14 protein-coding genes are annotated in these 12,613 nt (G+C 67.8%); 6 read left to right on the top strand and 8 right to left on the bottom strand.

Going from position 1 to position 12,613, the window contains the following annotated elements; all coding sequences use genetic code 11:
• Positions 1-2 precede the first annotated feature (2 nt).
• The gene (locus ABH933_RS10265; RefSeq protein ID WP_429416366.1) at positions 3-626 is read right to left on the bottom strand and encodes a hypothetical protein; all 624 of its coding nucleotides are present in this window, start codon (positions 624-626) and stop codon (positions 3-5) included.
• A 163-nt stretch (positions 627-789) separates the two neighbouring features.
• Here ABH933_RS10265 and ABH933_RS10260 point away from each other — a divergent pair, with 163 nt between their 5' ends.
• Entirely contained in the window at positions 790-1,329 is a 540-nt protein-coding gene (locus ABH933_RS10260) for a hypothetical protein (protein ID WP_429416363.1), read from the top strand.
• On the opposite strand, the gene ABH933_RS10255 is transcribed toward ABH933_RS10260, so the two are convergent.
• From ABH933_RS10255 to ABH933_RS10240, 4 genes are all read right to left on the bottom strand, one after another.
• Positions 1,314-2,078: a hypothetical protein gene (locus tag ABH933_RS10255; RefSeq protein WP_429416360.1), complete on the bottom strand. Its 765-nt coding sequence runs from the start codon at positions 2,076-2,078 to the stop codon at positions 1,314-1,316. The genes ABH933_RS10260 and ABH933_RS10255 overlap by 16 nt on opposite strands.
• A gap of 157 nt (positions 2,079-2,235) precedes the next feature.
• Positions 2,236-2,577: a hypothetical protein gene (locus ABH933_RS10250; protein ID WP_215920833.1), complete on the bottom strand. Its 342-nt coding sequence runs from the start codon at positions 2,575-2,577 to the stop codon at positions 2,236-2,238.
• Between the two features lie 30 nt (positions 2,578-2,607).
• The gene (locus tag ABH933_RS10245) at positions 2,608-3,756 is read right to left on the bottom strand and encodes a tetratricopeptide repeat protein (RefSeq protein ID WP_429416357.1); all 1,149 of its coding nucleotides are present in this window, start codon (positions 3,754-3,756) and stop codon (positions 2,608-2,610) included.
• A 164-nt stretch (positions 3,757-3,920) separates the two neighbouring features.
• On the bottom strand, positions 3,921-5,381 hold the full coding sequence (locus tag ABH933_RS10240; protein WP_429416355.1) for an AMP nucleosidase: 1,461 nt from the start codon (positions 5,379-5,381) through the stop codon (positions 3,921-3,923).
• A gap of 512 nt (positions 5,382-5,893) precedes the next feature.
• Here ABH933_RS10240 and ABH933_RS10235 point away from each other — a divergent pair.
• Positions 5,894-6,766 (top strand): helix-turn-helix domain-containing protein, encoded by an 873-nt coding sequence (locus ABH933_RS10235; protein ID WP_429416353.1) that lies wholly within the window; start codon positions 5,894-5,896, stop codon positions 6,764-6,766.
• Positions 6,763-6,969, top strand: coding sequence for a DUF397 domain-containing protein (locus ABH933_RS10230; protein ID WP_215920840.1), 207 nt, complete (start codon positions 6,763-6,765; stop codon positions 6,967-6,969). The genes ABH933_RS10235 and ABH933_RS10230 overlap by 4 nt, the downstream gene beginning before the upstream one ends.
• A gap of 118 nt (positions 6,970-7,087) precedes the next feature.
• Here the strand turns inward: ABH933_RS10230 and ABH933_RS10225 are convergent, their stop codons facing one another.
• Positions 7,088-7,942, bottom strand: coding sequence for a C40 family peptidase (locus ABH933_RS10225; protein ID WP_429416349.1), 855 nt, complete (start codon positions 7,940-7,942; stop codon positions 7,088-7,090).
• A 432-nt stretch (positions 7,943-8,374) separates the two neighbouring features.
• Between ABH933_RS10225 and ABH933_RS10220 the strand changes: the two genes are divergently transcribed.
• Together ABH933_RS10220 and ABH933_RS10215 are read left to right on the top strand one after the other, a co-directional pair.
• Positions 8,375-9,115 carry an SDR family NAD(P)-dependent oxidoreductase gene (locus tag ABH933_RS10220; RefSeq protein ID WP_429416346.1) on the top strand — a complete coding sequence of 247 codons (741 nt, stop codon included), beginning with the start codon at positions 8,375-8,377 and terminating at the stop codon, positions 9,113-9,115.
• A gap of 46 nt (positions 9,116-9,161) precedes the next feature.
• Positions 9,162-10,172: an RNA polymerase subunit sigma-70 gene (locus ABH933_RS10215; RefSeq protein ID WP_429416343.1), complete on the top strand. Its 1,011-nt coding sequence runs from the start codon at positions 9,162-9,164 to the stop codon at positions 10,170-10,172.
• Here the strand turns inward: ABH933_RS10215 and ABH933_RS10210 are convergent.
• Positions 10,169-10,720 (bottom strand): DivIVA domain-containing protein, encoded by a 552-nt coding sequence (locus ABH933_RS10210; protein ID WP_429416340.1) that lies wholly within the window; start codon positions 10,718-10,720, stop codon positions 10,169-10,171. The two genes, ABH933_RS10215 and ABH933_RS10210, sit on opposite strands and share 4 nt — an antisense overlap.
• Before the next feature lie 154 nt (positions 10,721-10,874).
• On the opposite strand from ABH933_RS10210, the gene ABH933_RS10205 reads away from it, so the two are divergent.
• Positions 10,875-12,362 carry a flavin-containing monooxygenase gene (locus ABH933_RS10205; protein ID WP_429416337.1) on the top strand — a complete coding sequence of 496 codons (1,488 nt, stop codon included), beginning with the start codon at positions 10,875-10,877 and terminating at the stop codon, positions 12,360-12,362.
• Between the two features lie 43 nt (positions 12,363-12,405).
• Here the strand turns inward: ABH933_RS10205 and ABH933_RS10200 are convergent, their stop codons facing one another.
• Positions 12,406-12,585, bottom strand: a complete 180-nt coding sequence (locus tag ABH933_RS10200) for a hypothetical protein (protein WP_429416334.1) — start codon at positions 12,583-12,585, stop codon at positions 12,406-12,408.
• Positions 12,586-12,613 lie beyond the last annotated feature (28 nt).

Raw genomic sequence — 12,613 nt, 5'->3', positions numbered from 1 at the left:
GGTCATTCGTTGAGCTTGCGCTGGATGTGCTCCAGGACGCCGTGATTGCGGGTCGCGTCCAGCGCCATGGCCGCGGCCCACACATGCGCCACGACGACGCCCGCGGCCATGCGATCGATCCAGGCGGCGGACTGCGGCACCGTGTCGTCGTCCCAGATGATCGGTTCGAGATCGGGCAGGTGCAGGTATTGGATCCGGGTGTACTCCCGGCCGCGGCCGTCGAAAATCGTTGCCGCCCAGACTTCCTCGGCAGCGAGACCGGTGCGGGCCGCGAGCGGGCGCGATACCGAGACCCTGGGCCCACCCGAGGTGTCCGTCTCGTCGAGTTCGCGATGTACCGCCTCGACAACGGTTCGTGAGGCCAGGCCGAATCCCCACAGCCGCCCGCCCATGCCCTCCATCATCCGGGTGGCTATGTCCAGGATGGGTGAGCCCTCGGTCCGGGATTCGCCGGGGGAGAAGGGGGTGAAACCGGCGGCGTTCGTCTCGTCCGGGCGGCCGGTGCCGGTGAAACCCCAGACGTGCACCAGGGCGGTGTCGTCCGCCGGCGCGCCGCTGCGGCGGTCCGACATCGCCGGGAGCAGCGTGCCGATGAGGGAACGATCGGGGTAGCGGATCGCGGGCATGCGGCCAGCGTAACGAGGTTCGGCGCACATGCGGGGAAGCGGTGCCACGCAATGTAATCCAAAACCGACCGCCCAGACCGGGGGTTGCGCGAGAATGGGAGCGCACCGTACAGGGGCGTCGGGGGCTGTGTCGGCGCTTGCCGACGGAATGAGGGGAAAAGCAATGAGAGTCAATAAGATCGCTGCCACCGCATTACTCGCGGTCGGCGCCACGGGGCTGACCGCCGGGATCGCCGGGGCACAGCCGGTGGCCTACACCGGTTTCCACGGCGTCGACCACGGCGTCGGCTATACCGTGACGCCGGCCGCCGGCGACATGGGTGTGACCACCACGGTCGCCGCCGGGCGGTTCGCGCTCGCCCCGGATGCCCGCTCGGTCACCCTGACCGACGCGGCGGGCGCCGTGGTCGCGACCGTTCCGCTCGGCCTGCAATCCGCGGCCGGGATCGCCGGGCTGACCCCGCGCATCGGGAACGACGGCCGAACCCTCACGCTCACACCGCAGTCCGCGACGCCGCGGACCGCACAGGCCATCGACGATCAGGACACGCAGGCCCGCAAGCAGTACAACGCGGGTGTTGGCGCGCTGATCGGCGCGGGCATCGGCGCGGTGATCGGATTCTTCCTCGGCGGCGTCGGCGCGCTGGTCACCATCCCGATCGGCGCGGGCATCGGCGCCCTGATCGGCTACGCCACACCGTAATCCGGATCCCACGGCAGCCCGGCGGGCTGCGTATCCCAGGCTGGGGATTGCGCGGGCTCGTCGGGCGTCGTGTGTGTCGAGAGTGCCTCGGCGCGGCGAGGCGCGTCGACATCGTCGCAGGCCCGGAAGGCGCGGAGCGCGGAAGTGCGCTCGGGTGCCGGAGATGTCGCAGAATCCTCGGGTGTGGGTGTGGGTGCGAGGGGTAGGTTATCGAGTTCGGAGCGGAGCTGATAGATCTCGGCCGCGAGGCCGGCGCGGAGTTGTTCGCGTTCCAGCAGGCTGGTGCGCATGCCCTCGATGGTGTCGTCCATGGCGGCCAGGCGGCGGTCCGCGCCGACGAGTTGCCATTCGATGACCGTGCGGCGGTTCACATCCGCGCTCGCGGTGCTCACCCAGTCGATGACGTAATCGAGCCAGGTGGGTTGTTTGGGCATCGGCTCGGAGTCGGTCCAGCCCTGGCGCAGTGCCGGTTTGGTCGACAGCACCCGCTCGGCGCCGGAGGGGGAGTGCAGTTGCACGAGGCTGAGCTTGCCCGCGCTGGTCACGACGGTGGTGAGCCGGTATCGCCCCGCCAGGTGCATGCGCAGTTCGGCGGTTCCGCGTCCGTCGGCATCCATCGCGCCGAGCCACGGCCCATCCGCAACCTCGATGATCGATTCGAGAATTCCCAGTTGCCCCACCCCGCGCCGGAGACGTGTGGCCCGCTTGCGCAGGTCGTCGGGTGTTGCCGACATCTGATCCCAGTGCATCGCACCCACTTTCTCGCTCTACTGGCTACGCAAGGGCAACCTGGAACGATACCTGCCGGCTCGGATCCCGGGGTGCGCGGGACGCGTTGTGCGGCGGTGGGGCGAGCGGCGGTGCGGCGAGGCGAGCGCTCGACCGATGCGAGCGACGGGGGTCCTGCTAGTCGCCCGGGGTTTCGTTCGGGCGGGACGAGTCGGGCTTGATGTGGCCCGCGGCGACGAGCTCGGTGAACGCGGCGCGCTTGCGGGTGCACTGGTGTTCGCGGTGCAGCTGCATGGCCAGGTGGGCCTCGGCGAGCGTGAGCGGATGGTCCGGCGCCGAACACGACAGCGCCGGTGGCCATAGCCCCAGATCCCGGCTCGAGCGGCGCAGGGAGCCGCGATCGGCCGACAGCACCGGCCGTGAGTGTCCCATCGACCACAGCAGGGCGAAGCCCGTGGAGAGCAAGGCCCCGCCGGCCATGGCCACGAGCACCACCTCCCCGACATCCCAGGTACCCATAACGCCTCAATCCTTCCGAACTTCGTACTACTAGAACCAGGTGCGTGGACGGACCTGATTGGCCAAGTCCACCAAGCGAATTCGGTGCTCGGGACACGTGGTGTTCCGGGCCAGCGTGCGCAGTCCCGCCTCGAGGCCACACCGCAGTCCCGCTTCGGTGTTGGGGGTGCCCAGGATCGAGGTCTCCGGGCTCCGCAGGCTCCCGCCCGCCCGCAGCCAGACCAGGGTCGTCCACAGCAGCACGATCCGGGTCGGCAAATAGCGCGACGCTTTCGACAGTCCCGCCAGGCGCCCGGCGGCGATCCGCAGGTCCGTCTCGCTCAGCTCGGTCACCGGGGCTGACACCTGCAGAATGCATCCGGCCAGCCCTGCGGTGTCGCGGTGCTCGCAGGCCGCGGGCAGTTCGTCCAGGACGGCTACCGCCCCGGCGAAGTCGCCGTGCGCGGCCAGGCGGCGGGCCAGGCCGAACGCGGCGCTCGCCGCAGTGCGATTCATGCCCCACGCGTGCCGGTAGTGGTCGATCGACGCGTGTCGCCAGTCGTCGATATCCTGCGGTGCGCCCTGGGAGTTCAGCAGCATTTCCGCGGTGACCGCCATGGCCAGGCTGGGGGCGTACTCGTGCGGCAGCATCACCCGGACGATGTCGAACTGCCGGTACGCGCGGCGGTATTCGGCGCAGAGCAGCGCCGCGACGGCCGTGTACCACGAGATCCGCCAATCGCCCAGGTAGGCGTTCCGCAGCGCCTCCAGCCGGGTGTGGGCGGTGCTCGTCTCGCCGAGCTCGAGCAGGACCCGGATCATCTGCAGGGCGGCCTCCAGCTCGAAGGATCCCGCCGGTCCGCGCGGCCTCTCGGTGCGAATGGGTATGCGCCGCAACAGATCCAGGGCCTGGCGGGGCTGGGTGTGCGGCAGGTTGGCCAGCAGTGCGGAGCTGGCGTCCCCGCCGTGCACCTCCGGTGCGGGCAGCGTTGCGACGACCTGGTAGATGTCCAGGCGGCAGTGGCGGGGCCGGCCGTCGAACATGCCGTCCAGGCGCGCGATCATCTCCTCGACCCCGAAGTCGCCGCGCGCCGGTCCGAATTCGCTGGAGCGCATGCTAGGGATGCGGCCGTGATCGACGATGCGCTCGGCGGCGGGGTCGTCAGCTCCGTACGCGATGGCAGCTGCGGCGGCTGTCATGCTCTGGCCTCCTGCGATATGAACCATGCCACTATTTTGTGTAATATAACGTCAAGTGGCGGCACATAACAAGAGGTGTTAGCCAACTGGTCATTCAACCGAATCGGACTGTGACACAACGACTGTGGGCCGATCGGGCGGATCGGCGCGCGCGGATCAGCCGGTCAGCGGAACGGTGGCTCGTTGAACGTGCGGAGCTTGCGCGAGTGCAGGTTGTCGCCCTCGGCGCGGAGCAGTTCGACCGCTCGGATGCCGATCTGGAGGTGCTCGGAGATGGTGCCCTCGTAGAAGCGGTTCGCCTGGCCCGGGAGCTTGATCTCGCCGTGCAGGGGCTTGTCCGAAACGCACAGCAGGGTGCCGTACGGGACGCGGAACCGGTAGCCCTGGGCCGCGACGGTGGCACTCTCCATGTCGACCGCCACGGCCCGGCTCTGGTTGAAGCGCAGCGCCGAGGCGGAATAGCGCAGTTCCCAGTTGCGGTCGTCGGTGGTGACGACGGTGCCGGTGCGCAGGCGTTCCTTGACGTCGTCGCCGGGCATGCCGCTGACCAGCCGGGTGGCGTCGTACAGGGCCCGCTGTACCTCGGCGATGCTGGGGATCGGGATGTCCGGGGGCAGGACCGCATCCAGCACATGATCGTCGCGCAGGTAGGCGTGCGCGAGCACGTAGTCGCCGATCTCCTGGCTCTCCCGCAGCCCGCCGCAGTGCCCGATCATCATCCAGGCGGCCGGGCGCAGCACCGCGAGGTGATCGCAGATGGTCTTCGCGTTCGCCGGCCCCACCCCGATGTTCACCAGGGTGATGCCCGGACCGTCGGCGGCGCTCAGATGCCAAGCCGGCATCTGATGCTTCTTCCAGGCCAGATCCGACACCGTCGTGTCGCGGTCCGGGGTGTCGGCGGTGACGACCGCGCCGCCCGCGCAGGCCAGCCGCCGGTACGGGCTGTCCGGATCCGCAATTTCGTCACCGGCCCAGCGCACGAACTCGTCGACGTAGCGGGTGTAGTTGGTGAACAGTACGAACGGCTGGAAGTCCTCGACCGCCGTGCCGGTGTAGTGCCGCAGCCGTGCGAGCGAGAAGTCGGTCCGCAGCGCGTCGAAGTGGCTGAGTGGGAAGGGCTCGTCGAGGACGAGCGTCCCGTCGGCCGTCTCGTCGCCGATGTCGGCCAGGTTGGTGGTCGGGAAGTAGCGCGCGATAGTCGCACTCATCGATCGGTCCAGCGCCAGGTCGGAGCCGTCGATCACGTACGGGAACGGGATCTCCTGCCGGGACGGTCCGACATCGATCCGCACGTCGTAGTCCCGCTCGATCACCTCCAGCTGCTCGGTGAGATACCGCCGCAGCAGCTCGGGCCGGGTCACGCTCGTCGAATAGAACCCGGGCCGGGTCAACCGCCCCCACGACCGCGGCCCCTTCTCCCGATGCACCTCACCCTCCCAGGACAGGCGCAGCTCGGGATAGACGAACGCCCCCTCGGCCCGCTGCCGCCAGTCCGGGGCCACGCCGTCGTGGATGAACTCGCGCACCGCCGCCCGCAACTTCTCGACCGCGCGGTCGTACCGGCCCTGCAACTCCTGCAGGGCCTGCGCCGCGGTCAGATCGGTAGCGGTATCCCTGTCCGGCATGTCTCTCCCGTGCGTTCGGCTCAACTGTGCCTGCCATCGTAAGGATGGGGCCGATTTGTGCGGTTGGCGGCCACGTCCAGCGGTCAGAAACCCATATGTGGTGTGTCGGAGGGGGTTAGCTGGCCCGCGTCGATGAGGCGCTGTTTGGCCTGTCCTTTTACTGGACATATCCGTGCTGGACATTCCAGATGGGTCTGCATGATGAGGTGGGCGTAGGCGATTGTCATGACTGGCAATCGGCGGTGGTCGGTGATCGGAAGTCCGTACATGTGAGCACCCCTGAAAACTGGAATTACCGATTTGGAATCCCCGGTGGCCGAGGCCGAAACCGCCTGGTACATACGACATCCGGGTGGTGGGTGCATCCCGGCCATCGGGGCGAATTCAGTAGTACAGTGGCGCGCGGCATTACGGAAGCCAAAAACGTACGATTCGCGGGAAATATTGGTGCTCTTCCAAACTGAGACCCGAATCGCATTCCAAACTGAGAGATAACAGAATGGGAGGATCAAATGACGGGTTCGGCCGTACCGCGGCGTATGCTGGGGCGGGAGTTGAAGAAACTACGTGAAGGATCCGGCGTGACGGTGCCGGTCGCCGCCCGAGCAATCGAGGTGTCGCCGCAGACGTTGTGGCGCATGGAGTCCGGGCAGGATGGGCCGAAACTGAAAGAGCTTTACGTCAAGATTCTGTGCGAGATGTACGGTGCGAGTGAGGAGGTGACCGAGGCGTTGGCGGCGCTAGTGGGGGAGACCAAGAAACCTGGTTGGTGGCACAGTTTTGCCGAAGTCGTTCCTGATCACTTCGATCTGTTCATCGGGCTGGAGGAGGCCGCGGCCCGGGTGGCGACGTTTCAGCTGGCCGTTCTTCCCGGCCTGCTGCAGACGCCCGAGTATCGGCAGGCGGTCATGTGGGTCGAATTTCCCGGCAAATCGCCAGAGGATCTGGAGCGGTACCTCGACATCCTCCAGCGACGGCAGATGCGGTTGCGGGGCAATGGTTTCGAGTTGCGCGCGTTGCTGTGCGAATCGATCTTGCGGCGACCGATGGGTGGACCGGCGGTGATGACGGATCAGGTGCTGCACCTGTACGCCATGTCGTCACTGCCGAACGTTGCGATCCAGATCGTTCCGGATCGTGTCGGCGGCCATCAGGGGCTGCTCACCGGTTCGTTCGTCATGATGGACTTCCCCGAGCATTCGACCGCGCGGTTGACCGAACCGCCCGTTGTTTACATGCAGGGCTACACGGGGGCGCTGTATCTCGATCAGGCGGTCGAGGTCGAGCAGTTTCGGTATGCGACAAAGGAGATTCAGCGCGTAGCGTTGGATGTAGACGCGAGCAGGCAACTGCTCCTGACTATTTCGAGAGAGTACCAAGCATGAACATCGATCTGTCCAGCGCTGCGTGGTACAAGAGCAGTCGGTCGGCGAGTCAGGACACCTGTGTCGAGGTGGCGCATCTCGGCGAGGGCCTGGTTGGCGTACGCGACTCGAAGGATCCGTCCGGCCCGGCATTGGTCTTCGAACCCGTTGCCTGGGATGCCTTCACAGCAGGCATCCAGGACCGGAAGTTCGATCTACCCTGAGAGGCACTGCGACTCGGCCGACCATGAAATCGGCTGAGTCGCAGCCTATTCCCGACGGCGATGTCGGCAGCGATGCCGAGCTCGCGACGCGGTAACTCCGACGCGGTCCGGCGCGAGATCAGCTCGGCCGCCGGATCCCGTAGAGGTCGTTGCGATTCAGCGGAACCTCCTCGACGGTTTCCCCCGATTCCGGCGCCTGTACGATCGTCGGCGCGCCGTTCTGCGAACCCGCGTACACCGCAACGTGTTCCGGCGGGTTTTCGAAGTACAGCAGGTCTCCCGGCTGGGCGTTGCCGACGCCGAGATTGCCGGTCGGCGCCACGGTCGTCAGGTACTGCGAGGTGACCTGATTCGTTGTGCCCGGGCCGATGTCGTGTCCGGTGGCCTGATAGGTCGCGTAGCGGACCAGCCCCTCGCAGTCGAATCCGACCTTGTTGAAATCGCCGAACTGGTTTGCGCCCTGGCCGTTGTCGGCCTCGCCCTTCGTCGGACCGTAGGTACCGCCGGCGCCCCAGGCGTAGGGTGCGCCCGCATAGCTGCGGGCCGCGGCGAGTACGACGTCGCCCACGGCGGGATTCGCCACCTGCTGCCCGCCGACGGTGAGCGACAGCGCGCCGCCCGACGCTCGCGAGATGGCGGTCACCGATCCGTCCGCGGCCTTCACGATCGACCGGGACGAACCGTCGGCGGCGATAGTCGTTGCGGCGACGGCTTTGTCGGCGAGCTGGTAGACGACCGTGCCGTTCCCGGTGATGGTGTCTACGGTGGCCCGCCCGCCGCTCTCGAGCGACGCGCCGTCGCGAACGGTCACCCGGTCGCCGTGCGGATAGGTGGTGGTAACGCTGCCATCCGGATTCGTCGCGGTCGTCGCGGCGATGTAGGCCGGATTCTGGCCCGGCGGAACGGTATCGGGCGCCGTGGTCGGGCCCGGCAGGCCGTCCGCATCGGATTGCGTCAGATCTACATCAGCCATGATCCCGCCCCTTTGTCACGACACCGAACGAACCGAACGCCCGGCCGACATCCGAATGTACTACGGCAGACGGGCTTCCGGCGCCGCCGAGTCCGATGTCCGGTCATCGCAGTGTCTTAGCGGTGGTCCCGGTGGTCGTGCGAAGCGCGCGGGGCTCATCGCGTGCGGTGGAATCCGATGCTCGACGGTCCAGACGGCGAGTGCATCGTCGGAGAGTCTGCTGAGGTGATGCGAATTCCGAAGTCGAGCCGGTGACGAGGGAGGGGGCTGCCGGCTCGCGGCCCGCGGGACGGTCACGGCTCGGGTATGAGGCCTATCGCAAGATCCGCCATGATGTGATCTACATCACATTTTTGGTCTGGCTGACGGATTTCCCCGGCGTCGATGGTCTCGATGTCGACCGAACGAAACACAAACATCCGGGAGCATCCGATGTCAGAACAGACTCAGACCGCCGTCGTCACCGGGGCCAGCCGAGGATTCGGCCGGGGTATCGCCGCGGCGCTGGTGGGCGCGGGCTACACGGTGGTGGGGATCGCGCGCGGTGAGGAGCAATTGCGCGCCGTCGGAAAGGAATTGGGGGAACGGTTCGTGCCGGTGGTGGGGGATGCGACCGATGAGGCCGTGGCGCAGCGGGTGATTCGCGAGTACCGGCCGGGGCTGCTGGTACTGAATGCGGGTGTCGTCCCGCACATGGCCCCCATCCACGAGCAGACGTGGGAAACGTTCGGCCGCAACTGGAATGCCGACGCCAAGCATGCCTTCGCCTGGATCACCACGGCGTTGCGTGAACCGCTGGCTCCGGGCAGCGCGGTAGTGGCGGTGTCGAGCGCGGCCGCCCTGGCCGGTTCGCCGCTGAGCGGGGGCTACGCCTCCGCCAAGGCCGCCATCCGGTACCTGCGCGGCTATGCGGCGGAGGAGTCCGAGCGCGGGGAGCTGGGCATCCGGTTCGTCGCGGTGCTGCCGAACCTGTCCCCGAGCACCGATCTCGGGGCCGTGGGGGTGGCCGGGTATGCGGCACGGCAGGGCGTCGACCCCGAAACGCTCACCGCGCGGATGCAGCCGGTTCTCACCCCGGAGCTGGCCGGCAAGGCGGTACTGGATCTCGCCGCCGATGCGGACACCGGGCCGGAGTACCGGCTCGACGGCGCCGGGCTGCACCCGATCGGCTGAGCGGCGGCCTACAGTGAAAACAGCGCCCAGCCCGGGAGACACCGCGATGCCCCGCGACACCGATCTCGACACCGATTTCGCCGCCGCCACCGAGCGGTTCCGGCCCGAGCTGCGCGCGCACTGCTACCGGCTCCTCGGCTCGATCCACGACGCCGAGGACCTGGTGCAGGAGACGTACCTGCGGGCCTGGCGCGGTTACGACCGATTCGAGGGACGCTCCTCGGTCCGGCGCTGGCTGTATGCGATCGCGACCAGGGCCTGCCTCAGCGCCCTGGAGGCCCGTACCCGCCGCCCGTTGCCGTCCGGATTGGGTGCGCCGCAGGACGATCACCGCGTGGCGCTGGCCGCGCCCGACCCGGAAGTGCTCTGGCTGCAGCCGATCCCGGACCAGCACATCGGCGATCCGGCGGCAATTGTGGCCGCCCACACCGGAATTCGGCTCGCCTTCATTGCCGCGCTGCAATACCTGCCCGCCCGCCAGCGCGCGGTACTGACACTGCGCGATGTGCTGGGATTCCGAACCGCCGAGGTCGCCGAGATGCTGGACATGACGAGCGCGGCCGTCGACAGCGCGCTGCGACGGGCCCGTGGCGCGATGGCCGCCGCGGGACCGGTCGAGGAGGATCTGGCCGAACCGGACGCGGACATCCAGCGAAACCTGCTCGACGGCTATGTCGACGCCTTCACCCGCGCCGACGCGGACGCGCTCGTGAATCTGCTGCGCGCCGATGTGGAACTCGAAATGCCGCCCGTCGCAACGTGGTTCACCGGCCGTCGGGCCGTGGTTGGCTTTCTCTCCAGTCGGGTGCTGCGCCACGGGTCGCAGTGGCTCATGCTGCCCGCTCGGGCGAACGGACAGCCCGCCTTCGTGGAGTACATGTATGCGGGGGTCGGTCGCTACCAGGCGCACGGTGTGCAGGTCCTGACGCTGATCGGCGCGCGCATCGCCCGCATCACCGCCTTCAACGACCCGAGTCTGGTCGAGGCCTTCGGCTACGCCCCCGTGCTGGCGCACCAGTCTCGCATCGACCCCCGGCCGGGAACCGACGGCGGTTAGCGGCCGGGGGCCTCCTGCGCGGCCAGCGTCCGGGTCACCACATCCAGGAACGCATCCACCTCATCGATGTAGTACGCCGCGCTTCCCGCGTGCGCCAGCCCGAAGTTGGCGGTGTGTACGTCCTGACTGGTCAGGCCGTTCGGCCCCACGTGCGCGAGCGTCGTCGCGACCCGGTCCAGGAACACGTCGACCTCGTCGGAGTCGTAGCCCGCGTGCCCGGTCGGCGGCGGTGAGAATCGCAGCCGCTGCACGTCGCGGGGGGTCAGGTCGGTCTGGCCGGGATGCCGGGCGCTGCCGCAGCGCGCGAATTCCAGTTCGACGCAGGCGCGATCGAGAAAATCGTCCACCTGATCGCGGTCGTAGCCGCGGTGCCCGAAGGGGGCGTCGGGGAATTCGTGCTCGCGGATGTCGGCGGCGGTCAATAGCTCGTGGCCCCGGTATGCCCTGGCCACCCGCTCGCAGAAGGCATCGACATGGCCGGAGTCGTAGCCGCGGTGGCCCAGGGGAGCCCTGGGGAAGCGCATCTGCCACACGTGCTCGAGAGTCACGCACACATTGTCGCAACCCGGTGCGCGGGCTGTCAGCGGGACGGCGACTCCGCCGCCGGCGGATACGATCGGGGTGGGTGCGCACTCCCGGATACCCCGGACCTGGATAGTGTGTCATCCTGTATCTGATACTTCGCGTAACAGGAGGTTCGGCGTGGCGCCTCAATTCGATGCGATCGTGGTCGGAGCAGGGTTCGGCGGGATGGGTGCGGGCATCGAGCTCGACCGGCTCGGCCTGAGTAATTTCGTGATCCTCGAGCGGGAGGCCGACCTGGGCGGAACCTGGCATGTGAACAGGTACCCCGGCCTGGCGGTCGACATCGCCTCGGTTACCTACTCGTATTCCTTCGAGCCCAATCCGCATTGGTCGCGCCTGTTCGCGCCCGGGGCCGAGCTGAAGAAGTACGCCGAACATGTTGCGGCCAAATACGATCTGCGCCGCCGGATGCGCTTCGAGACGGTCGTCGACGGCGCCCGCTGGGATGCCGAGAACGAGCAGTGGGTGGTGTCCATCGCGGGCGGGGAGCAGCTGACGGGGCGGTACCTGGCCACCGCGACGGGCTTCCTGTCCCAGCCATACACCCCGCCGTTCCCCGGCATCGAGACCTTCGCCGGGAAGATCATCCACACCACCGCCTGGGACGACGACTACGACCTGACCGGCCGCCGCGCCGCGATCATCGGCACCGGCGCCACCGCCGTGCAGCTGGTGCCCGAGGTGGCCCGGAAGGTGGACGCGCTCACGGTATTCCAGCGCACGCCGATCTGGGTGGTGCCCAAGGTCGACATGCCGATCTCGCCCGCGGTGCAGCGCCTGTTCGCCTCGCTGCCCCTCACACAGAAGGCCGCGCGGCTGGCCAACACGACTGCCCTCGAGGCCCTCATGGTGATCGGTGTGCTGCACTTCCGCCAGGCCAAACTGCTCAACCGGGGGGCCGGCGTGCTGGCCAAGGCGCATCTGCGCGCCCAGGTGCGCGACGCGGAGACTCGTCGCAAACTGACCCCGCACTACGACTTCGGCTGCAAACGGCCGACGTTCTCCAACACCTATTTCAAGACGTTCAACCAGCCGAACGTGCACCTCGAGACCAACTCCATCGAGCGCATCGAGCCCGACGGCATCGTCACCGCCGACGGCCACCAGACCGAGATCGACACCCTGATCCTGGCAACGGGTTTCAACCTGTGGGACGTGAACTTCCCGGCCATCGAGATCATCGGGCGCGACGGGGTGAATCTCGGAAAGTTCTGGCGGGACAACCGTTTCCAGGCCTATGAGGGCATCACCGTGCCCAAGTTCCCGAACTTCTTGAGCCTGAACAGCCCCTACTCGTACAGCGGCCTGTCGTACTTCACCACGATCGAGGCGCAGATGAAGCACATAGGCCGGCTGTTCGGGGAGATGTTCCGGCGTAACGAGCGGGTGTTCGAGGTGACCGAGCGGGCCAACACCGAATTCCTCGACCGGGTCACCGAGAGGCTGGGGTCCTCGGTGTTCTACGGCGGCCAGTGCTCGACCGCCCGCAGCTACTACTTCAACCAGCACGGCGAGGCCGCGCTGCTGCGCCCGACCAGCACGCTGAACGCACACCGTGAGGCGGTCAGCTTCCCGCTGGAGGACTACACGTACGGCGCCGCCTGAGCCGGGCGTTCCGGCGCCCTCGAGGGCCCAAGGCTTTCGAGCCCTACTTGGCGATGCGGGCCAGAATCCACTCGGCCAGTGTGCGAGTCACCGTTCCGTGCTCGGAATTCGCTTCGTTGCAACAGAATTCGTCGAGCAGGCTGTGGGTTGGGTCCAGCGCGCGCAGATCCCAGTGCGGGTCCGTCTCCCAGTCGACGGGATCGTAGTCGAGGGCGCGCCACACCGCTCGAGCTCGCCTTCGGCGGGCTGGA

Source organism: Nocardia sp. GP40 (assembly GCF_050434125.1).
Taxonomy (GTDB): Bacteria; Actinomycetota; Actinomycetes; order Mycobacteriales; family Mycobacteriaceae; genus Nocardia; species Nocardia albiluteola.
Note: the sequence above shows the minus strand (reverse complement) of the source record. Positions and strands in the feature narration are given on the sequence as shown.

Bases quoted from the DNA above. Each gene is read 5' to 3' on its own strand.
- ABH933_RS10265 (WP_429416366.1), bottom strand. From the start codon at position 626: ATGCCCGCGATCCGCTACCCCGATCGTTCCCTCATCGGCACGCTGCTC.
- ABH933_RS10260 (WP_429416363.1), top strand. From the start codon at position 790: ATGAGAGTCAATAAGATCGCTGCCACCGCATTACTCGCGGTCGGCGCC.
- ABH933_RS10255 (WP_429416360.1), bottom strand. From the start codon at position 2,078: ATGCACTGGGATCAGATGTCGGCAACACCCGACGACCTGCGCAAGCGG.
- ABH933_RS10250 (WP_215920833.1), bottom strand. From the start codon at position 2,577: ATGGGTACCTGGGATGTCGGGGAGGTGGTGCTCGTGGCCATGGCCGGC.
- ABH933_RS10245 (WP_429416357.1), bottom strand. From the start codon at position 3,756: ATGACAGCCGCCGCAGCTGCCATCGCGTACGGAGCTGACGACCCCGCC.
- ABH933_RS10240 (WP_429416355.1), bottom strand. From the start codon at position 5,381: ATGCCGGACAGGGATACCGCTACCGATCTGACCGCGGCGCAGGCCCTG.
- ABH933_RS10235 (WP_429416353.1), top strand. From the start codon at position 5,894: ATGACGGGTTCGGCCGTACCGCGGCGTATGCTGGGGCGGGAGTTGAAG.
- ABH933_RS10230 (WP_215920840.1), top strand. From the start codon at position 6,763: ATGAACATCGATCTGTCCAGCGCTGCGTGGTACAAGAGCAGTCGGTCG.
- ABH933_RS10225 (WP_429416349.1), bottom strand. From the start codon at position 7,942: ATGGCTGATGTAGATCTGACGCAATCCGATGCGGACGGCCTGCCGGGC.
- ABH933_RS10220 (WP_429416346.1), top strand. From the start codon at position 8,375: ATGTCAGAACAGACTCAGACCGCCGTCGTCACCGGGGCCAGCCGAGGA.
- ABH933_RS10215 (WP_429416343.1), top strand. From the start codon at position 9,162: ATGCCCCGCGACACCGATCTCGACACCGATTTCGCCGCCGCCACCGAG.